At 73.3% G+C, this 26,773-nt stretch carries 22 protein-coding genes, 1 pseudogene and 1 riboswitch; of the genes and pseudogenes, 21 read left to right on the top strand and 2 right to left on the bottom strand.

The features are described from left to right. The first annotated feature begins 5 nt into the window (after nt 1–5). The 6 genes and pseudogenes from HNR70_RS06250 to HNR70_RS06275 all read left to right on the top strand — a co-directional run bounded on the left by HNR70_RS06250 (nt 6) and on the right by HNR70_RS06275 (nt 7,184). Nucleotides 6–194: a ubiquitin-like protein Pup gene (locus tag HNR70_RS06250; RefSeq protein WP_184324890.1), complete on the top strand. Its 189-nt coding sequence runs from the start codon at nt 6–8 to the stop codon at nt 192–194. Nucleotides 195–198: 4 nt separating this feature from the next. Further along, nucleotides 199–1,593 carry a Pup--protein ligase gene (gene pafA, locus HNR70_RS06255; RefSeq protein WP_184324891.1) on the top strand — a complete coding sequence of 465 codons (1,395 nt, stop codon included), beginning with the start codon at nt 199–201 and terminating at the stop codon, nt 1,591–1,593. Between the two features lie 126 nt (nt 1,594–1,719). Beyond that, complete coding sequence (locus HNR70_RS06260) at nt 1,720–2,691, top strand: FKBP-type peptidyl-prolyl cis-trans isomerase (protein ID WP_184324892.1); 972 nt, start codon at nt 1,720–1,722, stop codon at nt 2,689–2,691. Between the two features lie 73 nt (nt 2,692–2,764). After that, nucleotides 2,765–3,148: an FKBP-type peptidyl-prolyl cis-trans isomerase gene (locus tag HNR70_RS06265; RefSeq protein WP_184324893.1), complete on the top strand. Its 384-nt coding sequence runs from the start codon at nt 2,765–2,767 to the stop codon at nt 3,146–3,148. Beyond that, the gene (locus HNR70_RS06270) at nt 3,118–5,457 is read left to right on the top strand and encodes a primosomal protein N' family DNA-binding protein (protein ID WP_312857582.1); all 2,340 of its coding nucleotides are present in this window, start codon (nt 3,118–3,120) and stop codon (nt 5,455–5,457) included. Before HNR70_RS06265 ends, HNR70_RS06270 begins: the two co-directional genes overlap by 31 nt. A gap of 112 nt (nt 5,458–5,569) precedes the next feature. Beyond that, nucleotides 5,570–7,184: pseudogene (locus HNR70_RS06275) on the top strand (SLC13 family permease). Between the two features lie 71 nt (nt 7,185–7,255). Here the strand turns inward: HNR70_RS06275 and HNR70_RS06280 are convergent. After that, nucleotides 7,256–8,461 (bottom strand): MFS transporter, encoded by a 1,206-nt coding sequence (locus HNR70_RS06280; protein WP_184324894.1) that lies wholly within the window; start codon nt 8,459–8,461, stop codon nt 7,256–7,258. 95 nt (nt 8,462–8,556) lie between these two features. On the opposite strand from HNR70_RS06280, the gene fmt reads away from it, so the two are divergent. From fmt to HNR70_RS06315, 7 genes are all read left to right on the top strand, one after another. Then, entirely contained in the window at nt 8,557–9,522 is a 966-nt protein-coding gene (fmt, locus tag HNR70_RS06285) for a methionyl-tRNA formyltransferase (RefSeq protein ID WP_184324895.1), read from the top strand. After that, the gene (locus HNR70_RS06290; protein WP_184324896.1) at nt 9,519–11,180 is read left to right on the top strand and encodes an RsmB/NOP family class I SAM-dependent RNA methyltransferase; all 1,662 of its coding nucleotides are present in this window, start codon (nt 9,519–9,521) and stop codon (nt 11,178–11,180) included. The genes fmt and HNR70_RS06290 overlap by 4 nt, the downstream gene beginning before the upstream one ends. Then, a complete protein-coding gene (gene rpe / locus HNR70_RS06295; protein WP_184324897.1) occupies nt 11,177–11,863 on the top strand; it encodes a ribulose-phosphate 3-epimerase in 687 nt (228 codons plus the stop codon). The genes HNR70_RS06290 and rpe overlap by 4 nt, the downstream gene beginning before the upstream one ends. 26 nt (nt 11,864–11,889) lie before the next feature. Further along, nucleotides 11,890–12,009: riboswitch (FMN riboswitch) on the top strand. A 93-nt stretch (nt 12,010–12,102) separates the two neighbouring features. Beyond that, nucleotides 12,103–12,810: a nicotinamide riboside transporter PnuC gene (gene pnuC, locus HNR70_RS06300; RefSeq protein ID WP_184324898.1), complete on the top strand. Its 708-nt coding sequence runs from the start codon at nt 12,103–12,105 to the stop codon at nt 12,808–12,810. A 101-nt stretch (nt 12,811–12,911) separates the two neighbouring features. After that, a complete protein-coding gene (locus HNR70_RS06305; RefSeq protein ID WP_184324899.1) occupies nt 12,912–13,175 on the top strand; it encodes a phosphoribosyl-ATP diphosphatase in 264 nt (87 codons plus the stop codon). 185 nt (nt 13,176–13,360) lie between these two features. Beyond that, nucleotides 13,361–14,218 (top strand): ATP phosphoribosyltransferase, encoded by an 858-nt coding sequence (gene hisG / locus HNR70_RS06310; protein WP_184324900.1) that lies wholly within the window; start codon nt 13,361–13,363, stop codon nt 14,216–14,218. 7 nt (nt 14,219–14,225) lie between these two features. Then, entirely contained in the window at nt 14,226–14,690 is a 465-nt protein-coding gene (locus HNR70_RS06315; protein WP_184324901.1) for a PH domain-containing protein, read from the top strand. A 147-nt stretch (nt 14,691–14,837) separates the two neighbouring features. On the opposite strand, the gene HNR70_RS06320 is transcribed toward HNR70_RS06315, so the two are convergent. After that, a complete protein-coding gene (locus HNR70_RS06320) occupies nt 14,838–15,950 on the bottom strand; it encodes a DUF3866 family protein (RefSeq protein ID WP_184324902.1) in 1,113 nt (370 codons plus the stop codon). A 68-nt stretch (nt 15,951–16,018) separates the two neighbouring features. On the opposite strand from HNR70_RS06320, the gene HNR70_RS06325 reads away from it, so the two are divergent. From HNR70_RS06325 to HNR70_RS06360, 8 genes are all read left to right on the top strand, one after another. Continuing rightward, nucleotides 16,019–18,028 (top strand): WYL domain-containing transcriptional regulator, encoded by a 2,010-nt coding sequence (locus tag HNR70_RS06325; protein ID WP_312857583.1) that lies wholly within the window; start codon nt 16,019–16,021, stop codon nt 18,026–18,028. Nucleotides 18,029–18,158: 130 nt separating this feature from the next. Beyond that, nucleotides 18,159–18,500, top strand: a complete 342-nt coding sequence (gene tatA, locus HNR70_RS06330) for a Sec-independent protein translocase subunit TatA (protein ID WP_184324903.1) — start codon at nt 18,159–18,161, stop codon at nt 18,498–18,500. 77 nt (nt 18,501–18,577) lie between these two features. Beyond that, nucleotides 18,578–19,489, top strand: coding sequence for a twin-arginine translocase subunit TatC (tatC, locus tag HNR70_RS06335; RefSeq protein ID WP_312857584.1), 912 nt, complete (start codon nt 18,578–18,580; stop codon nt 19,487–19,489). Then, nucleotides 19,486–20,451 (top strand): diacylglycerol/lipid kinase family protein, encoded by a 966-nt coding sequence (locus HNR70_RS06340; protein ID WP_184324904.1) that lies wholly within the window; start codon nt 19,486–19,488, stop codon nt 20,449–20,451. The genes tatC and HNR70_RS06340 overlap by 4 nt, the downstream gene beginning before the upstream one ends. Next, on the top strand, nt 20,448–23,441 hold the full coding sequence (locus HNR70_RS06345) for a DEAD/DEAH box helicase (RefSeq protein ID WP_184324905.1): 2,994 nt from the start codon (nt 20,448–20,450) through the stop codon (nt 23,439–23,441). The genes HNR70_RS06340 and HNR70_RS06345 overlap by 4 nt, the downstream gene beginning before the upstream one ends. A 56-nt stretch (nt 23,442–23,497) precedes the next feature. Further along, on the top strand, nt 23,498–24,313 hold the full coding sequence (locus HNR70_RS06350; protein WP_184324906.1) for a hypothetical protein: 816 nt from the start codon (nt 23,498–23,500) through the stop codon (nt 24,311–24,313). Then, a complete protein-coding gene (gene lnt, locus HNR70_RS06355) occupies nt 24,310–25,986 on the top strand; it encodes an apolipoprotein N-acyltransferase (protein WP_184324907.1) in 1,677 nt (558 codons plus the stop codon). The genes HNR70_RS06350 and lnt overlap by 4 nt, the downstream gene beginning before the upstream one ends. Next, nucleotides 25,986–26,741 carry a polyprenol monophosphomannose synthase gene (locus tag HNR70_RS06360; RefSeq protein ID WP_184324908.1) on the top strand — a complete coding sequence of 252 codons (756 nt, stop codon included), beginning with the start codon at nt 25,986–25,988 and terminating at the stop codon, nt 26,739–26,741. The genes lnt and HNR70_RS06360 overlap by 1 nt, the downstream gene beginning before the upstream one ends. Nucleotides 26,742–26,773: the final 32 nt, after the last annotated feature.

Genomic DNA, 26,773 nt, shown 5'->3' on the forward strand with positions numbered 1-26,773 from the left:
ACCCCATGTCCCAGCAGTCCCTGAACGCCCCCGGCTCCGGTCCGGAGGACAACGACGCCGACGACGCCGTCACCGGCGGCCAGACCTTCGCCTCCGCCCAGGCGGCCGACGACCTCCTGGACGAGATCGACTCCGTCCTCGAGGAGAACGCCGAGACCTTCGTGCGCTCCTTCGTGCAGAAGGGCGGCCAGTGACCCGATGAAGCGCCGAGTGGGAGGACTGGAGACCGAGTTCGGACTCGTGTGCGTGCGGGCCGACGGCAGCCGTGCGCTCGAGCCCGAGGAGGCCGCGCGCGAGCTGTTCCGGCCCGTGGTCGCCATGGGCCGCTCCTCGAACGTGTTCCTGCGCAACGCCGCCCGGCTCTACCTCGACGTCGGCTCGCACCCCGAGTACGCGACCGCCGAGTGCGACGACTGGTGGGAGCTGGTCGCGCAGGACCGGGCGGGGGAGAGGATCTTCGCCGACCTCGCCGCCTCCGCGGACCAGCGCCTGGCCGAGGCCGGGCACGACGCCCGCATCCACCTGCTCAAGAACAACGTCGACTCCGCCGGCAACGCCTTCGGCTCCCACGAGAACTACCTCGTGGACCGTCGCGGCGAGTTCACCCGCCTGCCCCGCTACCTGCTGCCGTTCCTGGTCACTCGCCAGATCGTCACCGGAGCCGGCGGTGTGGTCCCCGCCCCCGAGGGCGAGGAGGGCGGCCGCTTCGTCTTCTCCCGCCGCAGCGATCACATGTGGGAGGCGGTCTCCTCCGCGACCACCCGCACCCGCCCCATCATCAACACCCGCGACGAACCGCACGGCGACCCCACCCGCTTCCGCCGCCTGCACGTCATCGTGGGCGACTCGACCATGTCCGAGGTGTCCACCCACCTCCGCTTCGCGACGACGGATCTGGTGCTGCGCGCGATAGAGTCCGGCCGCGCCCTGCCCGAGCTGACCCTCTCCGACGACATCGCCGCGATCCGCGCCGTGGCCCGCGACCTGAGCGGCACCGCGCCGCTGCCGCTCGAGGGCGGGGGCACCACCACCGCTCTCGAGGTCCAGCAGCGCTGGCTCGACCACGTCGCCGACCTGGCGGACGAGACCGAGCAGGAGGTGCTGGAGACCTGGCAGAAGGCCCTGGATGCCGTGCGCACCGGCGACCGCTCCTGGGCCTCGACCCACCTCGACTGGGCCATCAAGGAGCGCCTGTTCGCCCAGGTCACCGAGCGCAAGGGCATAGACCTCGCCGATCCCGCGATCGAGCGGCTCGACCTCGCCTATCACGACATCGCTCCGCAGCGTGGCGTCTTCTTCGCCCTCCAGCGCCGCGGCCTCGCCCCCTCGATCCTGCCGGACGCACGGATCGAGGCGGCCCGCACCGTCGCCCCGACCACCACTCGCGCCCACCTGCGCGGCCAGGTCGTCACCGCCGCCCAGGAGCACCGCGTCGACCACGTGGTGGACTGGACCACGCTGCGTCTGACCCGCCAGGGCGCGATGCCCGTGCAGGTGCTGGACCCGTTCACCACCCAGCTCGACGCGGTCGACGCCCTGCTCGAGGAGATCCGCGCCCAGGGCAGCCCGGCCACCCCGCCGCCCCTCGCCTGAGCCACCCCGCCCGGGACTTTCCGCCTGAGACGACACCCACCCCGGCGCTCCAGCCGACGCCCAAGCTGCGCCCCGTACCCTGGGGCGTGCCCCTCCGCCGGGGACGCCGATCCGAAAGGTCCTCCATTGCTCCGCCGTCGCACCCTGCTGACCACCGCGCTCGCTGCGAGCGCCGCCATCGGCCTCGCCGCCTGCACCGATGACGGGAACGGCTCCGGCGCCTCCGACGCCGGGGGCGCGTCCGACGCGGGCGGTGCCTCGGACGGCGGCGACGCGCTGGCCGCGCTCACCGTCTCCGGGGACCTCGGCGCCGAGCCGACCGTCGAGTTCACCGCTCCGCTGGAGATCACCTCCGCTCAGGCCGAGATCGTCACCCCCGGTGACGGCGACACGATCGCCGACGGCGACACCGTGATCTGGCGCAGCCTCTACGTCGACGCGAGCACCGGCGAGACCCTGCAGTCCTGGTGGCAGGGCGCCCCCGCCGGCGGCCTGCAGGTCGCCTCCGACCAGGTGGGCGAGGCGGCGTTCGCCTTCCTCACCACCGTCCCCGTCGGGTCCCGCTTCGTGATGACCGGCTGGCAGCAGGACTCCTCCGGCCAGGCCCGCTCCCTCGTCCAGGTCGCCGACATCGACCGGATCGTGTCCCCGCTGCGCGCCGAGGGCGAGCCCGGCGACCCGTCCGGCACCTACCCGGCCGTGACCCTTGCCGACAACGGCGCCCCGTCGATCGCCGGCGCCCCCTCCGGCACCCCGCCCACCACCACCGTGCGCGAGGAGCTGATCGTCGGATCCGGGGACACCACCCGCGCCGGCGACTACCTCACCATGCAGTACACCGGCTGGAAGTGGTCCGACGGCTCCCAGTTCGACTCGTCCTGGGACCGCGGCGCGCCGTTCTCCTTCGTCCAGGGCCAGGGCTTGGTCATCCAGGGCTGGGACGAGAACCTGCTCGACCTGCCCGTCGGCTCCCAGGTCATGCTCGTCATCCCCGCGGCTGAGGCCTACGGCGAGGACCCCGAGGCCGCCAACGGCCTCGGCGGCGAGGCCCTGATCTTCGTCGTCGACATCCTCGACGCCGCCCACACCAACGCCTGACACAGCACTGCCTGACACAGCACCGCCAGGCACCACAGACCGTCCCCGCAGTCCCACCACCGAGGAGGAACCCATGACCGACCGCACCAAGCCCGAGATCGACGCCCCCGAGGGCCCGGCTCCCACCGACCTGGTCAGCACCGACGAGATCGTCGGCGACGGCGAGGAGGCCGGCCGCGGCGACGTGGTCGACGTCCACTACGTGGGCGTCTCCTGGTCCACCGGCGAGCAGTTCGACGCCTCCTGGGACCGCGGCGAGCCGCTGCGCTTCCAGCTCGGCGTCGGCCAGGTCATCTCCGGCTGGGACCAGGGCGTCCAGGGCATGAAGGTCGGCGGCCGCCGCCGCCTGGACATCCCCGCCCACCTCGCCTACGGCGACCGCGGCGCCCCGCCGGTCATCGCCCCCGGCGAGACCCTCATCTTCGTGTGCGACCTGGTCGCGGTGCACAAGCGCTGACCACGCCCGCCCAGGGCGCGGCGGGGGAGCGCGAGGAGGGACCGGCCACCGGCCAGGCACCCCTTTTCGCGGCCCCCGCCGTCGCCGTTCCCGACCAGTCACCGTCGGCCGCCGCGGCCGAGGACCCGGACCGCCCCGGCGCGGCCCGGGCCTCCGGCCTGCGCACCACCGCAGGCTTCGAGGTCGTGGACGACCTGCCGGTGGCGAGCGTGCGCCTCGTGGGCGTGCTGCCGCACCTGGACCGGCCCTTCGAGTACGCCGTCACCCCCGACACCGCCGCCGCCGGACCCGGCATGCGGGTGCGGGTGCGCTTCTCCGGCAAGGACACCGAGGGGATCGTGCTGGGCCGGCACGCCGAGCCCTCCACCGACCGCGCCTTCGCCCCGCTGCACCGCCTGGTCTCCGACGACGTCGTGGTGCCGGCGGCGATGATGCGAGTGTGCGAGGAGGTCGCCGAACGCTGCGCCGGCACCGTCGGCGACGTGCTGCGCCTCGCCCTGCCGCCCCGCCACGCCCGCGCCGAGAAGGCCGACCGCGCGGCGGTGGAGAAGGAGGCCGCGGAGCAGGAGGTCGCGGAGAAGGACGCTGTGACAGGGGACGACTCGGCGGGGGACAGCCCCAGGGGCTCCGAGGGAGCCGAGGATTCCCCGTCGGCCGACGGCCCCGCGCCCGAGGAGGCCCCGTCGGACGACGTGGACACGGATCCCGACGCCGGCCCTGAGGCCGACGCGCCCCCGGCGGCACCGCCGGCCCCGCGCCCCGGCGACCGCTACCCGGCGCTGTCCGCCCTGCTCTCCCGCGCCGGCAGCCCCACCGGACCCGTGCCCCGCGCCTCGATGGTGCTGGACCCCGTGGACCCATGGACCGCCGTCGCGGCCGACGCGATCGCCGACCTCGGCGAGGACCGCGGCGCGCTCGTCATCGCCCCCGACCAGCGCGACGTCGCCCGCCTCTCCCGCGTCCTCACCGCCCGCGGCATCGACCACGAGATCCTCGCCGGCACCGAGGGGCCCGAGAAGCGCTACCGCACCTTCCGCCGCATCCTGCGCGGCGCGACCCGGGTGGTGCTGGGCAACCGCTCCGCCGCCTTCGCGCCCGTGCAGGACCTGTCCCTCATCATCTGCTGGGACGAGGCGGACGACCTGCTCGAGGAGCCCCGCGCCCCCTACCCCCACACCCGCACCGTGCTGCAGTGCCGCTCCGCCGAGGAGCGCGCCGCGCTGCTGTTCCTCGCCGCGAGCGAGTCGGTGACCATGCGCGCCCTCATCGACGCCGGCTACCTCGCCCGCCTCGCCCCGCGCCCCGCCCCGGTCACCGCCGTGCGCCCCCGCATCGTCGCCATGGACCAGTACCTGCGCGACCGCGAGGGCCCGTCGGGCCGCTCGCGCCTGCCCCAGGAGGCGATGCGGGTGCTGCGCCGGGGACTCGCCCGTGGGCCGGTGCTCGTGCAGGTCCCACGCAGCGGCTACGCGCCCGCGATCGCCTGCACCTTCTGCGGCACCCGCGCCCAGTGCGCGACCTGCTCCGCGCCCCTGTCCCTCGGCGCCCGCGGCGGGCCGCTGCACTGCCGGGTGTGCGGGCGGCGTGAGGACGCCTACCGCTGCCCCGAATGCGACCGCACCCAGGTGCGCGCCATGGTCGTCGGCTCCGCCCGCACCGCCGAGGAGCTGCACCGGAACTTCCCGGACGCGCCGCTGAAGGTCGCCGGCGGCGCCCACGGCCCCCTCGAGGACGACGCCGTGCCGGGGACCGGGATCGTCGTCTCCACCCCCGGTGCGGAGCCCGCACCGGACGGCGGCTACGCCGCCTGCCTGCTGCTGGACGCCGACGCGATGCTGGGCCGCGCCGCGTTCGACGCCGACGTTGAGGCGGTGCGGCGCTGGCGCGACGCGATCGCGCTGGTGCGCACGGCCGACGAGGGCGGGGAGGTGCTCGTGGTCGGCACGGCGACCCTGCCCGCGATCCGCGACCTCGTCGCCCACCGCTCGGGCCTGTTCCTGGACCGGGTGCTCGAGGATCGGCGCGAGCTGGACCTGCCGCCCTTCCGGCGTGTCGCCGAGGTGGTGGGGGACCGCGAGGCGTGCCGCGCGTTCCTGGAGAGCACCGAGCTGCCGGACGGCACCGAGGTGCTGGGCCCCGTCGACCTCGAGGGCCTCGACGACGCCGGTCGCGCCCGCGCCGTGCTGCGCCTGGAGCCGCAGCGTTCCCGCGAGCTGGCCGCCGCGCTGCGCGCCGGGGTCGCCGCGCGCAGCGCCCGCAAGGCCCGCGGCTCCCTGCGGGTGCGCCTCGACCCGCCGGACGTGTTCTAGGCCGGAGTTCCCGTCCCCGTCCGTGACGGTTCGGTAGTGTGCCACGTCACAGCACCACGGGCGTCGTGACGACGCGACGCCTCCACGCGACGACGCGAGGGAAGGGACGGCCATGACCACCGACGCCTCCACGACGGACCACCGAGTCCCTGACGACCGCCCCGACCTCTCCGAGGGGGAGCGCGCGAACCCCGAGACGCGCCGGACCCTCCTGATCCGGGTGGTCGGCCTCGCCGTCGGCCTCCTGGCCGCACTGCTGATCTACGCGATCATGCCAGCAGACGTGCCCCACGCCGCGAAGCTCACCGCCGCGACCGCGGTGCTCATGGCGGTGTGGTGGATGACCGAGGCGCTGCCCATCCCCGCCACGGCGCTCGTGCCGCTGGTCGTGTTCCCGGTGCTGAACTCGGAGGTCCGCTTCGACGACGTCGGCGCCTCCTACGGCAACAACATCATCTTCCTGTTCATGGGCGGGTTCATGCTGGCCCTGGCCATGCAGCGCTGGAACCTGCACAAGCGCATCGCACTGGCGATCGTGGGGAAGATGGGCTCCAGCCCCTCCCTGCTCGTGCTCGGGTTCATGGTCGCCACCGGCTTCCTCTCCATGTGGGTCTCCAACACCGCCACCGCCGTGATGATGCTGCCCATCGGCATCTCCGTGCTGCTGCTGGTCAACAAGCTCCGCCTCGACGAGGCCGAGCGGACGGGCGAGGACCCCGGCGAGGGCGTGGACCCCGAGGCCACCGCCACCGGCGCCTCCTCCCCGGCGGTCCGCTCCAACTTCGGCACCGCCCTCATGCTCGGCATCGCCTACGCCGCCTCGATCGGCTCCCTCGCCACTCTCATCGGCACCCCGCCGAACGCCCTGCTCGCCGCGCACATGAGCCAGGAGTTCGACATCACCATCGGCTTCGGTCGCTGGATGCTGGTGGGGGGGTCCGATCGCGGTGGTGTACATGCTGATCGCCTGGCTGCTGCTGACCAAGGTGTTCTTCAAGCCCGAGATCAAGGAGATCCCGGGCGGTGCGGCGCTGATCAAGGAGGAGCGGGCCAAGCTGGGCAGGATCTCCGCCGGCGAGGTGCGGGTCGCGATCATCTTCGTGCTCGCCGCGCTGAGCTGGGTGTTCATCCCGCTGATCTTCCAGGCCATGGACGCCGACCCGCCGATCGGCGACGCCGGCATCGCGATGATCGTCGCGCTGCTGCTGTTCGTGCTGCCCGCCGGCGCCGCCAAGGGTGTGCGGCTGCTGGACTGGGACTCCGCGGTGAAGCTGCCCTGGGGCGTGCTGCTGCTGTTCGGCGGCGGCCTCGCACTGTCCGCCCAGTTCTCCTCCTCGGGCCTGACCGAGTGGATCGGTCAGGTCACCGCCGGTATCGGCGGACTGCCGGTGGTGCTGATCGTCGCGATCGTCGCCGCGGGCATCCTGTTCCTCACCGAGCTCACCTCGAACACGGCCACCGCCGCGACCTTCCTCCCGGTCGCGACCGCCGTCGCCGTGGGCATCGGGATCGACCCGATGCTGCTCGCGATCCCCGTCGCGATCGCCGCGACCAGCGCGTTCATGCTGCCGGTAGCGACCCCGCCGAACGCCATCGCCTACGGCTCCGGCTACGTCCAGATCCCGCAGATGGCCAAGACCGGCCTGTGGCTGAACCTCATCGGCATCGTGCTGATCACGGTGACCACGATGACGCTGGCGGTGTGGGTGTTCCAGCTCGTGTACTGAGGCGGGCACACACCTGCAGTGCGGACCCGGTCGCTTCTCGCACCGGGTTCGCGCGGTGTCTCGGAGCGTGCTCAGTTCTCCTCGCCGCGCAGTAGCGCGAGCGCAGCGAGTCCGGCCAGCACCGCGGCCACGCACACCACCGCGATCGCGGCGCCCCAACCCGCGCCCTCGTAGACATGGCCGATCGACCAGCCCAGCACGCTGGAACCGGCGTAGTAGAACAGGTTGTACAGGCTGGTCGCCTGGGAGCGGGCACCGTGTGCCCTGGCCCCCGCCCAGCCGGAAGCGGTGGAGTGGGCGCCGACGAACCCAGCCGTCATCACCAGCAGCCCCGCCAGCACCACGAGCAGCGGGCCGAGGGTCGTGAGCAGAAGCCCCGCGATCATCACCCCGATCGAGCCGAGCAGCACGGGTAGGCGGCCGTGGCGGGCGGCGAGCTGACCGGCGATGGGGGAGGAGATCGTCCCGCCGAGGTAGGCGAGGAACACCAGCCCCATGAGGCTCGCGGGGACGAGGTACGGCGCGGCGGTGAGGTGGAACGAGAGGTAGTTGTACACAGCCACGAATCCGCCCATCAGCAGGAACGCGCAGGCGTACAGGGCGAGCTGGCCGGGGTCCTTCAGCGGGGTGAGCAGGCGGGAGAGGCGTCCGCCGCGCGCCGCTCTGCCCAGCGGCCGGAACCGCTGCTCCTTCGGGGCGAGGATCACGAAGCCGGCCGCCGCGGCCGCCGCCAGCAGCGCGACGGCGGTGATCCCGGAGCGCCAGCCGAGCACGTCGGCGACGGGGGTGGCGACGAGCCGGCCGGACAGCCCGCCGACGGTCGTGCCGGCCACGAACCAGCCCGCGGCCACGGCGCGGGCCCGTTCGTCGACCTCGTCGGAGAGGTAGGCCATGGCGAGCGCCGGCACCCCGCCGAGCGCCATGCCCTCCAGCAGCCGCAGTACCAGCATCAGCTCGAAGCTCGGCGCCCAGGCGGAGACGAGCGCGAGCACCGTCGCCCCGCACACGGCGAGGATCATCGCGGGGCGGCGCCCGATCCGGTCGCCCACGAAGCTCCACGGCACCACGGCGAGCGCGAGCCCGGCGGTGGCGGCGGAGACGGTCAGCGCCGCCTGCTCCGCACCGATCTGCAGGTCCGCGGAGATGAGCTGGAGGATGCCCTGGGGCGAGTACAGCTGCGCGAAGGTCGCGAGCCCCGCGCACACCAGCGCGATCTGCAGGCGCTGATAGGCGGGGGAGCCGATCGGGTGGCCGGTGGGCGGTGCCTCGCCGCTCATGCGGTCCCGTCCTCTCGCTGCACGGTTCCACTGTAGGCACCGTGACGTGCGGGGCCCGGTCCCGGTCGCGCCGCGGACCGTAGACTCGTCCCATCATGCGTCTTCTCTTCGCCGGCACCCCCGAGGCCGCCCTTCCTTCGCTCCGCACGCTGCTGGACTCCCGCCACGAGGTGGTCGGGGTGCTCACCCGCGCCGACGCCCCCTCCGGGCGCGGCCGGAAGCTCACCCCCTCTCCGGTGAAGGCCCTCGCCCTCGAGGCCGGGGTGCCGGTGCTCACCCCCGCGACGCTGCGCGACGAGGCCGTCCAGCAGCAGCTGCGCGACCTCGCCCCCGATGCCGCGCCCGTGGTCGCCTACGGCAACCTCGTCCCCGCCGCGGCGCTGGACATCCCCCGCCACGGCTGGGTGAACCTGCACTTCTCACTGCTGCCCGCCTGGCGCGGCGCCGCCCCCGCGCAGCGCGCCGTGCTCTCCGGGGAGCACGGGACCGGCATGAGCGTGTTCCGCCTCGAGAAGGGCCTGGACACCGGTGACGTCATCGCCACTGCCCCCACCACGATCGGGGAGTTCGAGACCTCCGGCGAGCTGCTGGACCGCATGGCCGAGGACGGTGCCTCGCTGCTTCTCGAGGCCCTCGATGCGCTCGAGGACGGGACAGCGACCTTCACCCCGCAGGACCACGACGCCGCCACCCACGCCGCGAAGCTCACCCCGGCCGAGGCCCGCATCGACTGGACCCGGCCCGCGAGCGAGGTGGGCGCGCTGATCCGCGGCATGAGCCCGCAGCCCGGGGCATGGACCCTGCTGGACGGAGCCCGCACCAAGCTCCTCGGCATCGAGGCGATCCAGGACGCCTCGCGCGGCGCCGTCGGCCCCCTCGCCCCCGGCGAGATCGGCGCGACCAAGCGCCAGGTCCTCGTCGGGACCGGCACCGACCTGATCGCGGTCGCGACCCTCGCCCCCGCGGGGAAGAAGGCGATGCGCGCGGCCGACTGGGCGCGGGGCGCGAGTCTCGCCCCCCACACACGATTCGAGACCGAGCAGGACGGAGAGCGCGCATGAGCGAGCAGCGAGGCGGCGGCCGCGACGACCGCCGCGGCGGAGGCAGGCGCGACGATCGCCAGGGCGGCCGACGCGACGACCGCTCGGGCGGCCGGCGCGACGACGGCTCCCGCCGGGGCCGCGACGCGCAGGGCCACGAGCGCTCCGGCGCCCGCGGCCGGGGCGAGCAGCGCCGCGGCTGGTCCTCCTCCCGCCCCTCCGAGCGCTCCCGCGCCTCCACCCCCTCCCGCCAGGTCGCCTTCGAGGGCATGAGCCTGGTGGGCGAGGAGGACTCCTACGCGAACCTCGTCCTCCCGAAGCTCCTGCGCTCCTACCGCCTCTCCGGCCGCGACGCCGCGTTCACGACCGAGCTGTTCTACGGCACCCTGCGCGCCCAGGGCCGCCTCGACGCGATCCTGCAGGCCTGCGTGGACCGGCCGCTGGAGAAGGTCGAGCCCGCCCTGCTGGACGTGCTGCGGCTCGGTGCCTACCAGCTGCTGGACATGACCGTCGCCCCGCATGCCGCGACCTCTGAGACCGTGGCCCTGGCCCGCGCGGAGGTCGGCGCGGGCCCGGCGAGCTTCGTCAACGCCGTGCTGCGCCGCGTGGGGGAGAAGGACCTCGAGACCTGGATCGCCGAGGTCGCCCCTGACCGCGCCACCGATCCCACCGGCCACCTCGCCGTCGTCCACTCCCATCCCCGCTGGGTGGTGCGGGCGCTGTCGGACGCGCTGGCCGGCCACGGCCGCTCCCGCGACGAGATCGACGAGCTGCTCGCCGCGCAGAACGCCGCCCCCGCCGTGTCGCTCGTGATGCGGCCGGGACTGACCGACCTCGACGAGCTCATCGACCACGGCGCGAGCGAGGGCCGCCTCAGCGTCTTCGCCGCGTCCTGGCCCTCCGGCGATCCCGGCGGCATGGACCTGGTCAAGCAGGGCCGCGTCGCCGTGCAGGACGAGGGCAGCCAGCTCGCCGCCCTCTCCCTCGCCCTCGGCGCGGACGACCTCGTCCTCGCCGACGACGCGCACTGGCTCGACCTGTGCGCCGGCCCCGGCGGGAAGACCGCGCTGTTGGGCGGGCTGACCGTCGACCACGACGCCGACCTCCTCGCCGTCGAGCTGCAGGAGCATCGCACCGCGCTCGTGGACCGGGCCGTCGCGTCCCTGCGCGAGGCCGGCTGCGAGATCGAGACCCGCACGGCCGACGGCACCACCATCGGCGCGGAGCTGCCCGGGCGGTTCTCCCGGATCCTCGTCGACGTGCCCTGCTCCGGGCTCGGCGCGCTGCGCCGCCGCCCCGAGGCGCGCTGGCGCCGCACCCCCGGCGACATCGGCCACCTCACCACCATTCAGCGGGACCTGCTCGGCTCGGCGCTCGACGCCGCGGCGCCCGGGGGAGTGGTCGCCTACGTGACCTGCTCCCCGCACCTGGCCGAGACCCGCCTCATCGTCGCGGACGTGCTGAAGACCCGCGACGACGCCGAGCAGCTCGACGCCCGCCCCGCCGTGCGCGAGGCGATCCTGCCCAAGGCCAAGAACTCCGCCGAGCTCGGCGAGGGCCCGTCCGTGCAGCTGTGGCCCCACGTCCACGGCACCGACGCGATGTACATCAGCCTCCTGCGCAAGCTGCCCCTGCCCTCCGACACCGCACCCACCGAGGAAGGAACCCCCGCGTCATGAGCATCACCTACTCGACCGGCACCCACTACATCCACCCCAGCATCCTCAACGCCGACTTCATGTCCATCGGCACCGAGCTGGACAAGATCTCCACCGCCGACAGCGTGCACGTGGACGTCATGGACAACCACTTCGTGCCGAACCTGACCTTCGGCCCGAGCATGGTCGAGCAGATCGTGGAGCGCAGCTCCATCCCGATCGATGCGCACCTGATGATCGAGGACGCCGACCGCGAGGCCCCCGCCTTCGCCGAGGCCGGCGCCTCCTCGGTGACCTTCCACCTCGAGGCCACCCGCGCCCCCGTCAAGCTCGCCCGCGACCTGCGCAAGAAGAACGCCCAGGTGGGTGTGGCGCTGCGCCCGGCAACCGCGGTCGAGCCGATCCTCGACATCATCGGCGAGTTCGACATGCTGCTGATCATGACGGTCGAGCCCGGCTTCGGCGGCCAGAGCTTCCTGGAGACGATGCTCCCGAAGATCCGCCGCGCCCGGAAGGCGATCTCGGAGTCGAACCTCGAGGTGTCCATCCAGGTCGACGGCGGGGTGAGCCGCGAGACCATCGAGCGCTGCGCCGAGGCCGGGGCGAACGTGTTCGTGGCGGGCTCGGCGATCTACCGCGCCCGCAATGCGGCCGAGGAGATCTCCGCCCTGCGTGAACTCGCGAGCGCCCACACCGCGCACTGATCTATCCTGCCCCTGTCACAACCTGTGACGTGCTCCGGGGTCGGTGAAAGTCCGAGCCGGCGGTGATAGTCCGCGACCCGCGTCTTTGCGGTGGAGCCGGTGGAATTCCGGCACCGACAGTACAGCCTGGATGAGAGGCGCACGTCCCGCAGGTCCTCGGGGCAGCGCATGCGCGTCCCCGTGCCCTGCAGGATCCCTTTTTCCCCGGAGCCACTGCATCCGACGGAGAAAGGACCGACATGGATCTTCTGCAGTGGCTCTTCAACGCACGGATCGAGTTCGCGGGAGGACAGTTCCTCCTGCTGCGCGAGGTGCTCGGCAACGTCTTCGGACTGCTCAGCGCACTCGGCGGCATGCGACGCAAGGTCTGGGCGTGGCCCATCGGCATCGCCGGCAACCTCCTGCTGCTCACCGTGTTCCTGGGGACCGTGTTCGGCAACCCCAACTCGGTGGACCTGCTCGGCCAGGCCGGCCGACAGATCATGTTCATCGCCACCAGCATCTACGGCTGGGTCCGCTGGCGTCAGGCGAAGCAGGAGGGCGGCACGGCCGTCGAGCCCGAATGGGCGTCCTGGGGCACCCGCGCCCTGCTGCTGGTCGCCCTCGTGGGCGGCACCGCGGCGCTGACCCCGATCTTCCGGGCGCTCGGGTCCTACGAGCCCGTCTGGGCCGACGCCTGGATCTTCATGGGCAGCCTGCTGGCGACCTTCGGCATGGCCAAGGGCTGGGTCGAGTTCTGGCTCATCTGGGTGGCGGTCGACATCGTCGGCGTGCCCCTGCTGTGGAGCGCCGGGTACTACGCCAGCGCCTTCATGTACGTGTTCTACGGCGCATTCACCCTCATCGGCTTCTTCGTCTGGTGGCGGGTGCGCAACAAGCGCGATGCGGAGGAGCAGAGGGTGACGGTCGAGACCGCGCACCTGGACCCCACCGTGCGCCGGCGCTGAGCCCCTCCACCGGATGAGGCCCGACGCGCCCGACGTGTGAGTGCTCTCCCGGCAGGTGGTCCGATCCGCGGACCATCTGCCGGGACGCGTACCCTGTCGGCGTGAAGGATTTCGAGGCACTGTTCGCCGAGCTCACCGAGAAGGCCCGCACCCGACCCGAGGGGTCGGGCACCGTCCGCGAACTCGACGGCGGCGTCCATCAGATCGGCAAGAAGATCGTCGAGGAGGCCGCCGAGGTGTGGATGGCCTGCGAGTACGAGTCCAAGGACGACGCGGCCATGGAGATCAGCCAGCTGTTCTACCACCTGCAGGTCATGATGATCGCCAAGGAGATCTCCCTCGAGGACGTGTACAAGCAGCTCTGAGCTCCGCTCGAGCCGCACGCACCTGCGTTCTCGCCCACCTGCGTGCTGGGGCGCTCGCGACGCCCCGACTCGGCCGATACCGTCGGCCGCCCCCGCGCCGACGGCCCCGCCGTCCCGCCCCTGACTTCCGTCCCGACATCTGACTCCGTCCCGACACCTGGCCGCGCCGCGGCCGAGGAGGATCCGTGCTCCGCATCGCCGTGCCCAACAAGGGTGCCCTCTCCGAGCCCGCCGCCGATCTGCTGCAGGAGGCGGGCTACCGCCGCCGCGGCATGGCCAAGGAGCTCGTCGTGGTCGACGAGGAGAACGGCGTGGAGCTGTTCCATCTGCGCCCCCGCGACATCGCGGTGTACGTGGGCTCCGGCACCGTGGACGTGGGCATCACCGGTCAGGACATGCTGATCGACTCCCGCACCCCCGCCGCCGAGATCCTCCAGCTGGGCTTCGCCCGCTCCACCTTCCGCTTCGCCGCGCCGGTCGGCACCCGCAGCGACATCTCCGACCTCGAGGGCGCCCGCATCGCCACCAGCTACGAGAACCTCGTCGAGGACTACCTCGGCGAACGGGGCGTCTCCGCCGAGGTCGTCCACCTCGACGGCGCGGTCGAGTCCTCGATCCGCCTCGGCGTGGCCGACGTGATCGCGGACGTCGTCGAGACCGGCACCACCCTGCGCCAGGCGGGCCTGGCCCCCTTCGGCGAACCGATCATGACCAGCCAGGCCGTGCTCTTCTCCCGTCCCGGCATGGAGCTGGACGAGGAGGGGCAGCGCGCCCTCGAGGTGCTCGAGCGCCGCATCCGCGGCGTGCTCGTCGCGCGCGAATACGTCATGCTGGACTACGACGTGCCCACCGCGCTGCTCGAGAAGGCCGTCGAGATCACCCCCGGTCTGCAGTCCCCGACCGTCTCGCCGCTGCACGGCGGGGAGTGGTCCGCGGTGCGGGCGATGGTGGACCGTCGCGTCGCCCACCGCATGATGGACGACCTCTACGACGTCGGCGCCCGCGCCATCCTGGTCACCGCGATCCAGGCCTGCCGCATCTGAGGAGACCATGACCACCCCCGCACCACCGCCGCAGGCCGCCGACGAGCGCGCCACGGTGGTGCTGCGGCCGCGGATGGTGCGGCTGGCCGCCTACACCACCGCCGTCATCGTCCTGGCCGGCATGATCGCCGGGGCCGTGCTCATCACCAGCTTCCAGCTCGGCGGCCGGCTCAGCCTGATCGCTATCGGCGTGCTCATGGCCGTGTTCTGCCACCTCGAGGCGTCGGTGCGGGTCGTCGCGCGGCCGACGGTGCTGGAAGTCCGCAACCTCATGCGCACGCGCACCCTGGAGTGGCCCGAGGTCGTCGGGATCAGCTTCCCCATGGGTGATCCGTGGGCGCACCTCGACCTCGCCGACGGCTCCACCCTCCCGCTGCAGGCGATCCAGCGCTACGACGGCAAGCGCGCCATCGCCGCCGCGCACCGGCTGCAGGACCTCGTCCACGAGCGCGGCGAGGCGGCGGAGGCCTGACGGGGCCGAACTGTCACTGACGACCTGCGCGGGCGATCACTGGCGCTAGGGGACGAGCCTCGGCCGTATTCGGGCTGCGTCGCCGTATGGCGCCCGTGAATGCACACGCGCCCTGGCGGGCCCGGCGGTCAGCTCGTGCGGAGGCGCTCAGCTCGTGGGGAGGCGGTCCGCCGCGCAGCGTCCGGCGAGGGCGGCGTACTGGAAGGACGGGTAGTCCTCGGCGAGGGTGCGGCCCATCGTGGTCATCCGCACCGGCATCTCCTCGAGCGCGTCCCGCAGGCCCTTCGCATCCACCTCGGTGATCTCGTGCACCACGCCGCGCTTCTTCGCGGGCTTCAGGATCGTTGACTTCACCTGTTTTCGCACAGACTCATGAAAAGAGTTGTAACGGGAGTCGGTGGGGGACATGACCGGCAGGTGCACCGGGGCGAGCAGCGCCTTGCCGTAGGTGGTGGAGGAGTGGTGGGACAGGCCCCGGTGGCGGTCGCGCTCGTCGGCCCCCGAGACGCGCAAGGTCGCGATCGGCGTGCCGCCCAGCACGGAGGCGGCGTGGAGTGCCTCGGCCGCCTGCACCCCGGAGAAGCCCCAGCCGGTGCCGGTGCCGAGATTGCCCGGGCCCTGGATGACGATGGCGACGTCGGCCCCCACCACGTGCTTCGCGCCGAGCAGCGCGGAGTGCACGGTGACCGCCTCGAGGTCCCCGCCGAAGGACTGCCCGGCACTGATCACGGCGGCGAGCAGCTCGGACTCGCGCAGGCGCGCGGCGGTGCGGGAGTAGGCGGCCGGCAGTGCCGCGGCGTCGGTGTGGACGTAGGCGATGCGGGCGGTGCGGCGACGGGCACGGATCCCCGCGATGATCGCGGGGAGCGAGGAGTGCAGGTCCGCGACGACGACGGGCATCCCGGCGATGTCGGTGGAGGCGCGGACGGTGTCGTAGTGCTCGCCGTCCGGGTCGTCGATCGCGTCGACCATGGTCTGCTGCGGGGTGTAGCGGGCCTTGACCATGTGGCCGGTGATCTCCTCGACCTCCGGCAGCGCCTCGGTGCGGGCGACGACGAGCGCCTCCCCGCCGGTGCCGAGCTCGCGCCGCAGCGCATTGGTGTTCAGCAGCACCTGCTCGCCCTTCACGGGCTTCCCGGTCAGCTCGCGGTAGGCGAGCGCAGGGATGGTGGTGCCGTCCTCGAGCTCCGCCTCGAACCGGTCCACGCCCGGCCAGGAGGTCTTCGAGGTTCCCACGGTCGCCCGTTCCCATCGCAGCATGGCGCCCAGCCTAGGCCGCACGGCGAGAGGTCCGCACCGCCCAGGTGCCCGGCCAGTAGTCTGTGGCGGTGGCTTCGAAGAACGTGGAGAGACTCCTCAACGTCATCATGACGATCGGCTCGCGCCGCCGGATCGACCGCGCGAAGCTCTTCTCCGTCATCCCCGACTACGCCGAGGCGACGTCCGAGCAGGCAGTGGAGCGGATGTTCGAGCGCGACAAGGCCGCGATCCTCGAGCTCGGGCTGCCGCTGGTCTCCGAGCGGGACGTGCTGGACGAGAACACCGTCTACTACCGGATCGACGCCGCACCCTCCTCCACGGTGCTGGATCTCACCACCGAGGAGTACACCGTCCTGCTCGCCGCGAGCCGCGCCTGGGACGCCGCGGCCGCCGGCGGCGCCGCGCGGCGGGTGCGCGCGAAGCTGCTCAGCCTCGGCCACGACGCGGACCCCGACCTGCTGCGCCGCACCCCGCGCGGCGCCGTCGAGTCCCTGCCCGTGCTCTCCCCGCTGCTGGACGCCGTGGTGACCGGGAAGTCCGTGCGCTTCACCTACCGCGGCACCCACGGCGCCCCCGCCCAGCGCCACGTCGAGCCGTGGGTGGTGGGCGTGCACGACGGCCACTGGTACGTGTACGGCTTCGACCGCGACCGGAGCGCGCCGCGCCTGTTCCGCGCCTCCCGCATCGAGTCGTTCCCCGCCGAGGGACCGGCCGCGAAGGAGCCCCGCCCGGAGGACACCGACCTCGACGGCGTGCTCGCGAGGATGCTGGACAGCGACGACCGCGACGCCGCCCTGCTGCGCGCCGCCCCGTACAAGGCCCTGTCCCTGCGCGACCGCGCTGGCGCCGAGCTCGAGGCCGAGGAGCTGCGCCTGCCCGTCATGCCCCGCCCCGCCGCCCGCCGCCTGGTCCTCTCCGACGTGCGCTGGGTGGAGCTGGTGGAGCCGGCCGCCTGGCGCGCCGAGATCGCCGACGTGCTCACCGCGATCGCCGACCGCCACGAAGGGGAGGGGAACCTCGGCGCCGTCGAGAGCGCCGCGAGCCGCCCGAGCCCCCGCATCCGCCTCTCCCCGCAGAGCGGCGACCACCTCTCCCGCCTCATCTCCGCCGCGTCCTACGTGATGAACCGGGGCGAGGCCGACCTCGCTGAGCTCGCCGAGGCACTCGACGTCTCCGAGAAGCAGCTGGTCGACGACCTGCAGGTCCTGTTCGTCTGCGGCGACATGGGCGCCGGATGGGAGGACCTCATCGAGGCCGAGTGGGAGCACGGCACCGTGCGGGTGCGCAACGCCGAGCCGCTGCACCGCGCCCTGCGCCTGAGCGCCGTGGAGGTCACCGCGCTGCTGGCCGGGCTCGCCGCGCTCGAGCCCGCCGCCGGCGAGGGCGAGCGCGTCGTCGCCGCGGCGCGCGAGAAGCTGCTGGCCGCCGTCGGCGGGGAGGGCGACCAGCCCGCGCCCGAGGCGCCCACGCGCCAGGAGCTCCAGCAGGCGTCGGCCGCCGACGAAATGGCCGCCCGCACGGCCGACCGCGCCGACACGGTCCTCGCCGCCGTCCAGCGCGCCCTCGCCGCCGAGCCCGGGGAGGGCGGAGACGACGACCCCTCCCACCTCACCCTCCGCTACTCCTCGGCCGACCGGCCCGGCACCACCGTGCGCCGGATCCGGCCCCTCGCGCTGGAGACCGACGGCGCCCGCTCCTATCTCCTGGCCGACTGCGAGCTCGCCGGCGGCGAGCGGCGCTTCCGCCTGGACCGCATCGTCGAGGTGCTGCCGCCAGACACGCCCATGTCCCGCCCCGATCTCGACCCCGACGAGGTGCTCGACGGTCGCACCGAGGGGGACGTGTGGCTGCGGCTGGACCCGCCCGGACGCTGGATCGCCGAGTCCTTCGCCGCCGCCGAGCTGCGCGACGGGCAGGACGGGGCGACCTACGCCCGGCTCGACGGACCGCTGCGCGCACCGCTCGTCGACGCGGTGTTCGAATCCGCCGGTTCCGCCGAGGTGCTGAGCCCGAGTGGCCTGCGACACACGATCGTGACCGTGGCGCGGGCAGGCGCAGCGCGCCACTCCCAGCAGTAGCGGCTACCCTGGAACTACCCGCCGAGAGGTGGGCCGAGCCGCCGCCGTGGCGGCCCGTCCGGTGCCCCTGTCCGCTGTGGGATGATGGGCGCGCCTGCGCTGAGTCATGGCGCTGTTGAAAGGGACTTCCATGAACTTCTTCCGCAACCCCTGGGCGATCGTTCTGCTGATCGTGCTCGTGATCCTGCTGTTCGGGGCCAACAAGCTTCCGGGGCTCGCGCGCAACATGGGCAAGTCGATGCGCATCTTCAAGAGCGAGGTCGAGGAGATGCGGGGCGACGACCGTCGCTCCGATGACGAGGACGACGAGGACGAGCGTCCCGCCCGCTCCAGCCGCCCGCGCGAGGCGCGCGACTACGACCGCGAGGACCGTCGCGCCCGCGACGACCGCGAGTACGACCCCCGCGACGTCGAGGACCGCGAGCCGGTCCGCGCCCCGCGCGAGGACGACGAGCCCTACCGTCGCGACTGAACCGCAACGTCGTTCGATGGACCGCGAGTCCGGGTGCGTCGTCGCCCGGGCCCGTAGGGCTGAGAGGTAACTGATCCGTGGCGAGTGATACGCAGGGACGCGGGCGCGCCGAGGCGAAGCCCGCGAAGAAGCCGCGCAAGGACCCCGAGGGGAGGATGTCCCTCGGGGAGCATCTCGTCGAGCTGCGCAACCGACTGCTGATCTGCGCGGTCGCCGTGCTGCTGTTCTCGATCGTCGGCTGGTTCCTGTTCCCGTGGGTGTTCGACGCCGTCAAGGCGCCGATCGAGGCCGCCGGCGAGGACTCCGACCTCCAGGCTCTGATCAACTTCCAGGGCGTCGGGCAGGGCCTGAACGTCAAGCTGCAGATGGCCGCGTACATCGGCCTGATCCTCGCCTCGCCGATCATCATCCTGCAGATCTGGCTGTTCGTGATGCCGGGCCTGCACAAGAACGAGCGCCGCTACGCGATCGGCTTCTTCGGCAGCGCGATCCCGCTGTTCTTCCTGGGCTGCATCGCCGGGTACTGGGCCGTGAACCAGCTGGTCCCGGTGCTGATGAGCTTCACCCCCACCGAGGGGTCGACCTCGCAGATCATCCCCTACGACCAGTACCTCGCCCTGCTGATCAAGACCATGCTCGCCTTCGGCATCGCCTTCGTGGTGCCGGTGGTGATGGTGCTGCTGAACTTCATGGGCCTGATCACCGGCAAGGCGATGCTGAAGGCGTGGCGCTGGATCATCTTCCTGTCCTTCGCGTTCACCGCCGTGATGGTCCCGACGCCGGAGCCGATCACGCTGATCGCGATGTCCGCCGCGATCGCGAGCCTCTTCTTCGGCGCGATCGTCATCTCGCTGCTCCACGACAAGCGGGTCGCCAAGCGCACCGGCGAGGACGACCTCTCCGACGACGAGGCCAGCCGCATCGATGACGAGGTCGAGGAGATCGAGGCCCCGTCGCGCCTGGACGACGCCGACGAGGACGGACGGTGAGCAGACTCCGCGTCGGTCTGCTCTCCAACCCGTCCGCCGCCCAGGGCGCGGCACACCGGGTGGGCCGTCAGGTCGCACACCTGCTGCGCCTGGCCGGGATCTCGGTGGTCGACCTCTCCGGCCCCTCCGCGCACGTGGCCCGCGCCCGCGCCGAGGAGGTCCGCGACTCGCTGACCGCGCTCGTGGTCGTGGGCGGTGACGGGACCGTGTCCCTCGGCGCGGAGATCGTCGCCGACTCGCCCGTGCGGCTCGGGATCGTGCCCGCCGGCAGCGGCAACGACTTCGCCCGCGCGCTCGGCCTGCCGATCAACGACCCCGAGGAGTCCACGCGCGCGCTCCTGCACGCGCTGTCCCGCCCGGTCGTCACCATCGACGCGATCGAGATCATCGCCACCGGCGAGCACGCCCTGCCCCACCGCTCCCTGGCGCTCGGCAACGTGAACCTCGGCTTCGACGCCCTGGTCAACGCCCGCGCCAACTCCAGCCGCGCCGGGACGACCCTGCGCTACCCGCGCGCCGTGATGCGCGAGCTGCGATCCTTCTCGCCCCTGCCGTTCTGGCTCGAGATCGACGGCGGGGAGCGGATCGAGATGGATGCGACCGTGCTGACCCTGTGCAGCTCCGGCATCTACGGCGGCGGCATGCAGATGGTCCCGGGCGCCCGCATCGACGACGGCATGCTCGAGCTGCTGTCCGTCACCGGTGTGGGCCGCACCGAGCTGCTGCGCTTCTTCCCGCGCGTGTTCAAGGGGACTCACACCGACCTCGACGCGGTGGACATCCGCCCCGTGCGCGAGCTGACCCTCGGACTGCGGGACGGCCGCGCCCTGCGCGCCTACGCCGACGGGGAGGCGCGCTCGCTGCTGCCGATCACCGCGCGCGTCCGCCCCGGTGCGGTCCGGCTGCTGGCCGACGTCGCGGCCCTGCGCGCCGAGAGGGCGGTCGACGGGGGAGCGCAGTGACCTCACCCGCCGAGCGCTACGCCGCCTGGGCCGCCGAGCAGAAGGCCGAGAAGCAGCGCGCCGACTCCGAGCTGAGCGCCTTCACGCGCCGCTACGACTTCGCGCTGGACGACTTCCAGCTCGCCGGCGGCCGCGCCCTCGAGGACGGCAGCTCCGTCCTGGTCGCCGCTCCCACCGGCGCCGGCAAGACCGTGGTCGGCGAGTTCGCCGTGCACCTCGCCCTCGCCCGCGGCCGGAAGGTCTTCTACACCGCCCCCATCAAGGCGCTGTCCAACCAGAAGTTCGGCGAGCTCGTGGACTGGCTCGGCGCGGACCGCGTCGGCCTGCTCACCGGCGACACCTCCCTCCGCCCCACCGCCGACGTGGTCGTGATGACAACCGAGGTGCTGCGCAACATGCTGTATGCCGACTCGGACCTGCTGGACGGGCTCGGGTTCGTGGTGATGGACGAGGTGCACTACCTCGCCGACCGGCTGCGCGGCCCGGTGTGGGAGGAGGTCATCATCCACCTGGACCGCTCGGTGCAGCTGGTCTCCCTCTCCGCGACCGTCTCCAACGCCGAGGAGTTCGGCGCCTGGCTGCAGGAGGTCCGCGGCCGCACCGAGATCATCGTCTCCGAGACCCGCCCCGTGCCGCTGTGGCAGCACGTCATCGTGGGGGAGGAGCTGCTGGACCTCTTCGTCGACGCCGACGGGGAGGCCGTGGTCTCGCACGGCCCCGGCGCCGACCGGCACCGCGAGGTCAACCCCGAGATCGAGCGGATCACCTCCTTCTCCCTGCCCGTCGACGAGCGCAGCGGCGGCGAGCGCGGCCGCGGCTACCGCGGGCGCAAGGGCACCAAGGGCCGCCACCGCCCGCGAGGCTCCGGCCAGCACGGCCCGCCCAAGGGCCGCGGCCAGGGCGGGGAGCAGCGCGGACGTGACGATCGCGGGGGAGACCGCCGCGGCGGCGACCAACGCGGGGGCAGCCGGCATGGTGGCCCGGACCGCGATCATCGCGGCGGCCTGCACCGCGGCGGCGGCATGCGCCCGATGCGCCGCCCCGACGTGGTCGCGCTGCTCGACGACGCCGCCCTGCTGCCCGCGATCATGTTCATCTTCTCCCGCGCCGGCTGCGAGGGAGCGGTGCAGCAGTGCGCCCGCGCGCACCTGCGCCTCACCGACGATGCCGAGCGCCGCGAGATCCGCGCCGTGCTGGACGAGCACCTCTCCGAGATCCCCATCGAGGACGAGGACGTGCTGGGTCTGCCCGCCTTCCGCCGCGCGGTCCTGGACGGCTACGCCGCCCACCACGCCGGGATGCTGCCGCTGCTGAAGACGGTCGTCGAGGAGCTGTTCGGCCGCGGTCTGCTGAAGGTCGTCTTCGCCACCGAGACCCTCGCGCTGGGCATCAACATGCCGGCCCGCTCCGTGGTGCTGGAGAAGCTCGTCAAGTTCAACGGGCTCGAGCACGCCGACCTGACCCCGGGCGAGTACACACAGCTCACCGGCCGTGCGGGCCGCCGCGGCATCGACACCGAGGGCCATGCGGTGGTGGTGGCCGGTCCGCGCTTCGATGCGTCGGCCGTCGCGTCCCTCGCCTCGCGCCGCACCTATCCGCTGCGCTCCGCGTTCCGGCCCACCCCCAACATGGCCGTGAACCTGCTGGACCGCTTCGACCTCTCCCGCGCCCGGGAGACCCTCGAGACCAGCTTCGCCCAGTTCCAGGCCGACCGCTCCGTGGTGGGCCTTGCCCGCCGCGCCCGCGAGCTCGAAGACACCGCCGAGGATTACCGCACCGCAGTGACCTGCGAGCGCGGCGACCTGCTCGAGTACGCCGGGATCCAGGAGGCGATCACCGCCCGGGAGAGGGAGCTCTCCCGCGCCCGCGCCGCCAAGGACCAGGACCGCACCCGCTCCGTCCTGTCAAACCTGCGCCGCGGCGACGTGATCGCCCTGCCCGGCGGGAAGCGGCGCGGCTATGCCGTGGTGCTGGACGTGGACCGGCGCGTGCTCGGCGGCCCGCAGGTGGACCTGCTAGACACCGAGGGGCGCCGTCGCAGCCTCCGCCCCGGCGACGTGCCCTCCCCTCCCGCCGTCATCGACACCCTGCGCCTGCCGCGCCAGGAGTCGCTGGGCAGCGGGAAGGTCCGCAAGGACACCGCCGCCGCGCTGCGCCAGCGCCTGGCCGGGCAAGACGACGACGCTCGCCGGGAGGTGCGCCGCCGCGCCGGCCGCACCCCGTCGACCGCCGCGAGCGACGAGCGGCTCCAGCAGCTGCGCGCCGAGCTCGCCGCGCATCCCTGCCACTCCTGCCCCGACCTCGAGTCGCACCTGCGCTGGGTGGGTCGCTGGCGGAAGACCCGCGGCGAGCTCGAGGGCGTCCAGCGCCGTATCAGCGGCCGCACCAGCTCCCTGGCCCGCCAGTTCGACCGACTCACCGCGCTGCTCGTCGAGCTCGGCTACCTGCGCGCGGAAGGCCCGCAGGCCGCGGGGGATGAGGGTGAGGAGCTCGTCCCCACAGCCTCCGGACTGCGGCTGCGCCGCATCTTCTCCGACCGCGACCTGCTGATCGCCGAATGCCTCGAGCACGGCGCCTGGACGGGTCTGGATCCGGCAGGACTCGCCGCCGTGGTCTCCGCGGCCGTGCACGAGTCCCGCCGCGACGACCGCGCCCCCGAGGTCATCCCGGACCCCGCCGTCGACGCGGCGCTCGAGGCCTCCGCCCGTATCGCCCAGCGCCTCCAGGCCCTCGAGACCCGCCACGGCATCGAGCCGACCACGCCGCCCGATCCCGCGGTCGCGGCGATCGTGCACCGCTGGGCGCGCGGCGAGCACCTCGCCGCTGCGCTGGCCGGCAACGACCTGCCGCCCGGCGACTTCGTGCGCCACTGCCGCCAGGTCATCGACCTGCTCGACCAGCTCACGGCCGACGAGCAGCTCGGCGCCACGGCCCGCGCCGCCATCGCCGCGGTGCGCCGCGGCCTGGTCGCCCAGGAGATCGGCCGATGAGCGATCGGCCGGCGAACGAGCGGCCGATGAGCGTTCTCCCAGGAGGAGGCGCGAGCATGGGGCCCGTGACCGACCGCGATACCTCTGTGCCCGATCCCGCCCAGCCCTCGGCGCCCGTGCTCTACACGGGCATCGTGCTGTACAGCGCCGAGGACCCCGAGGCCTCCGCGATGCTCGTGGCCGACGGGTTGATCGCGTGGACCGGCACCGAGGACTCCGCGCTCGTCCTGTTCCCGGACGCCCGACGGATCGACGCGACCGGTTGCCTGGTCACCCCCGGCTTCGTCGACGCCGCGGCGACCGCCGAGGAGGACGCCGATGCTGCCGCGCGCGGCATCGTGCTGCGCCTGCCCGGGCCGACGGGCACGCGCGAGGGCGTGCGCGTCATCGCCCCGGTCACCGAGAGCGCCGACTACCTCGACCTCGTCGGCGAGGGCACCCCGCTCGCCTTCGGCTCCGCCGGTGCCCCCGAGGCCGCCGACCCCTGGGACTGGGTGCGCGCCGCGACCCGCACCGCCCCCGCCGCACAGCGCATCTCCGACCGCGCGGCGTTCCTCGCCGCCAGCCGCGGCGGCCAGCGCGTGGCCGGACACCGCCACCCCGGCACCCTGCGCACCGGCCTCGAGGCGACCTTCGTGGTGTGGGAGCCGTGGGACCTCACCGTCCAGTCCCACGCGGAGAGGGTCGACTCCTGGTCCACCGACCCGCGCTCGCGCACCCCGCTGCTGCCCGACCTCGACCAGGGCAGCCCCCGCGCGCTGCGCACCGTGATCGACGGCCGCACAGTCCACGACCTGCTCGGACAGGACGGCGCGCTCGGGCAGGACGGCGCGCTCGGGCAGGACGGCGCGCTCGGGCAGGACGGCGCATGAGCACGACGGTCCGGACCGCGGCCGCCCGCGCCCGGTCCCGTCGGCAGAGCGACGAGTTCGACCCCACCCCCTGGCCCGTCGCGCTGCTCTGCGGCGTGGTCGGCGGTGCCTGCGCGTACTTCGCGAACCCGCCGTATGACCTGTGGATGCTCCTGCCCGTGGGCCTCGCCCTGCTGAGCGCGGGTCTGCTGGTGCGCTCCGCATGGCTCGCGGCGCTCGTGTCGCTGCTGTGGGGGCTCGCCTTCTTCGTGCCGCTGACCGAGTGGGCCAACATCTACGCCGGAAACGTGCCCTGGATCGCGCTGGGCATCGTCGAGGCGGTGTACATCGTGCTCTACGGCCTGCTGGCCCGCACCGTCCTGGTGCGGCGCGGTCTGTGCCTCTCCTCCGCCCTCGTCGTCGCGGCGCTGTGGGTGGCGGTCGAGACCCTGCGCAGCACCGTCCCGTGGGGCGGCCTGTCCTGGGGCGCGAGCGCCTTCGCCCTGGCCGACTCGCCGCTGCTGAACCTCGCCCCCTGGATCGGGATGGCCGGCCTCGCCCTCGTGGTCGGTCTGCTGGGACAGCTGCTGCTGCACGGCGCGCTCTCGCTGCTGGGCCGCCGCCACCGCGGCCTCGTCGGCTTCTCCGGGGTGTGGCCCTGCGCGATCGCCGTCGGCGCCGTGCTCGCCACGGTCGTGGTGCCCCATCCCGTCAACCGCGCCCCCGCCGACCGGCAGTCCATGACGATCGCCGCCGTGCAGGGCTCGGTGGGCGAGATCGACGAGGGCAGCTACACGATGCCCGAGGACGTCTTCGCGAACCACCTGGCCGCCACCGAGGACGTGCTGGACCAGGCGGAGGCCGACGGCGACGACCTCGACCTCGTGGTGTGGCCCGAGGACTCCACCGGCTCGGATCCCCGGCAGGACCCTGGGCTGGCCGGCCAGCTGCGGGGCCTCGCGGAGCGGGCCGACGCGCCCGTGCTCGTCGGCACCCAGGTGCGCGTGGGGGAGACCCAGCGCCTGAACCAGGCCGTGCTGATCACGCCCGACGGCTCCGCCCCGTACCAGTACTCCAAGCGGCACCCCGTCCCGTTCGGCGAGTACATCCCGATGCGCGAGGTGTTCAGCCGGATCACCGACAAGGTCGACCTGATCTCCCTGGACATGATCCCCGGGCAGGAGGTCGGCACCATGGACCTCGCCGCCCTCGACCAGGGCCAGGGCACCGTCGGCATCCTCATCTGCTTCGAGATCGCCTACGACGAGCTGGTCCACGACGTGGTCCAGGACGGTGCCGAGGTGGTCGTCGTCCAGTCCAACACCGCCCTGTTCGGCGACTCCGACGAGGCGATCCAGCAGCTCGCCCAGGCGAAGGTCATGGCGGTGCTGTCCGGGCGCAGCGTCGTGCACATCTCGACCGCGGGCCAGTCGGCGATCTTCAGCCCCGAGGGCCGCCAGATCGACTACGTCGGCCACTGGGAGCAGGGCACCATGCTGGCCGACGTCCCCCTGCGCACAGGGATCACCCCCGCGGTCGCGGCCGGGCCCTGGATCGCGGTGGGCATCAGCGCCTTCGCGCTCGTCGGCCTGCTGGCCGCGCTGTCCTCGGACCGCCGCGCCCTCGCCCGTCCCGCCCGCCGTGCTGAGAAGACCAGCCGTTCCGAGAAGACCCGCCGTTCCGAGAAGAGCTGATGCATCCCTCCAGCGCCCCGCTGCCGCCCACCCTCGTCGTCATCCCCACCTACGACGAGCGCGAGGCGCTGCCCGGCACGCTCGCGCGCCTGCGCGCCGCGGTGCCCGAGGCGCACGTGCTCGTGGTCGACGACAGCTCCCCGGACGGCACGGGGGAGTGGGCCGACGAGGTCGCCGCCCGCGACGAGGCCGTGCACGTGCTCCATCGCGCCGGGAAGGAGGGGCTCGGCCCCGCCTACCTCGCGGGCTTCGCCTGGGGCCTCGAGCGCGGCTACGCGCAGCTGGTGGAGATGGACGCCGACGCCTCCCACCGCCCCGAGCAGCTGCCCGGACTGCTGGAGGCCGTGCGCCGCGGCGCCGACCTCGCGATCGGGTCCCGCTGGATCCCCGGCGGCGCCGTCCACGACTGGCCGCTGCGGCGCAGGGTCCTGTCCCGCGGCGCGAACGTGTACGTCCAGGCGCTCATGGGCCTCGGCGTCGCCGACGCGACCGCCGGGTTCCGCGTGTTCCGCGCCGAGCTGCTGCAGCGCTTGGTCGACGGGGACATCGCCTCCCACGGCTACTGCTTCCAGGTGGACATGACGCGTCGCGCCCGCGATCTCGGCGCCGTGATCGTCGAGGTCCCGATCGACTTCGACGAGCGCACCGAGGGTGCCAGCAAGATGTCCTCGGACATCGTGCGCGAAGCCCTGGTCAAGGTGACGCTCTGGGGCCTCGCACGCCGCGCCCAGGGGCTTCGCAAGGCCCTGCGCTAGTCTGACCGGGTCCTCGCCGCCCACGGGATCGC

This window comes from Brachybacterium aquaticum, assembly GCF_014204755.1.
GTDB lineage: Bacteria > Actinomycetota > Actinomycetes > Actinomycetales > Dermabacteraceae > Brachybacterium > Brachybacterium aquaticum.

Bases quoted from the DNA above. Each gene is read 5' to 3' on its own strand.
- HNR70_RS06250 (WP_184324890.1), top strand. From the start codon at position 6: ATGTCCCAGCAGTCCCTGAACGCCCCCGGCTCCGGTCCGGAGGACAAC.
- pafA (WP_184324891.1), top strand. From the start codon at position 199: ATGAAGCGCCGAGTGGGAGGACTGGAGACCGAGTTCGGACTCGTGTGC.
- HNR70_RS06265 (WP_184324893.1), top strand. From the start codon at position 2,765: ATGACCGACCGCACCAAGCCCGAGATCGACGCCCCCGAGGGCCCGGCT.
- HNR70_RS06280 (WP_184324894.1), bottom strand. From the start codon at position 8,461: ATGAGCGGCGAGGCACCGCCCACCGGCCACCCGATCGGCTCCCCCGCC.
- fmt (WP_184324895.1), top strand. From the start codon at position 8,557: ATGCGTCTTCTCTTCGCCGGCACCCCCGAGGCCGCCCTTCCTTCGCTC.
- HNR70_RS06290 (WP_184324896.1), top strand. From the start codon at position 9,519: ATGAGCGAGCAGCGAGGCGGCGGCCGCGACGACCGCCGCGGCGGAGGC.
- rpe (WP_184324897.1), top strand. From the start codon at position 11,177: ATGAGCATCACCTACTCGACCGGCACCCACTACATCCACCCCAGCATC.
- pnuC (WP_184324898.1), top strand. From the start codon at position 12,103: ATGGATCTTCTGCAGTGGCTCTTCAACGCACGGATCGAGTTCGCGGGA.
- HNR70_RS06315 (WP_184324901.1), top strand. From the start codon at position 14,226: ATGACCACCCCCGCACCACCGCCGCAGGCCGCCGACGAGCGCGCCACG.
- HNR70_RS06320 (WP_184324902.1), bottom strand. From the start codon at position 15,950: ATGCTGCGATGGGAACGGGCGACCGTGGGAACCTCGAAGACCTCCTGG.
- tatA (WP_184324903.1), top strand. From the start codon at position 18,159: ATGAACTTCTTCCGCAACCCCTGGGCGATCGTTCTGCTGATCGTGCTC.
- HNR70_RS06350 (WP_184324906.1), top strand. From the start codon at position 23,498: ATGGGGCCCGTGACCGACCGCGATACCTCTGTGCCCGATCCCGCCCAG.
- lnt (WP_184324907.1), top strand. From the start codon at position 24,310: ATGAGCACGACGGTCCGGACCGCGGCCGCCCGCGCCCGGTCCCGTCGG.
- HNR70_RS06360 (WP_184324908.1), top strand. From the start codon at position 25,986: ATGCATCCCTCCAGCGCCCCGCTGCCGCCCACCCTCGTCGTCATCCCC.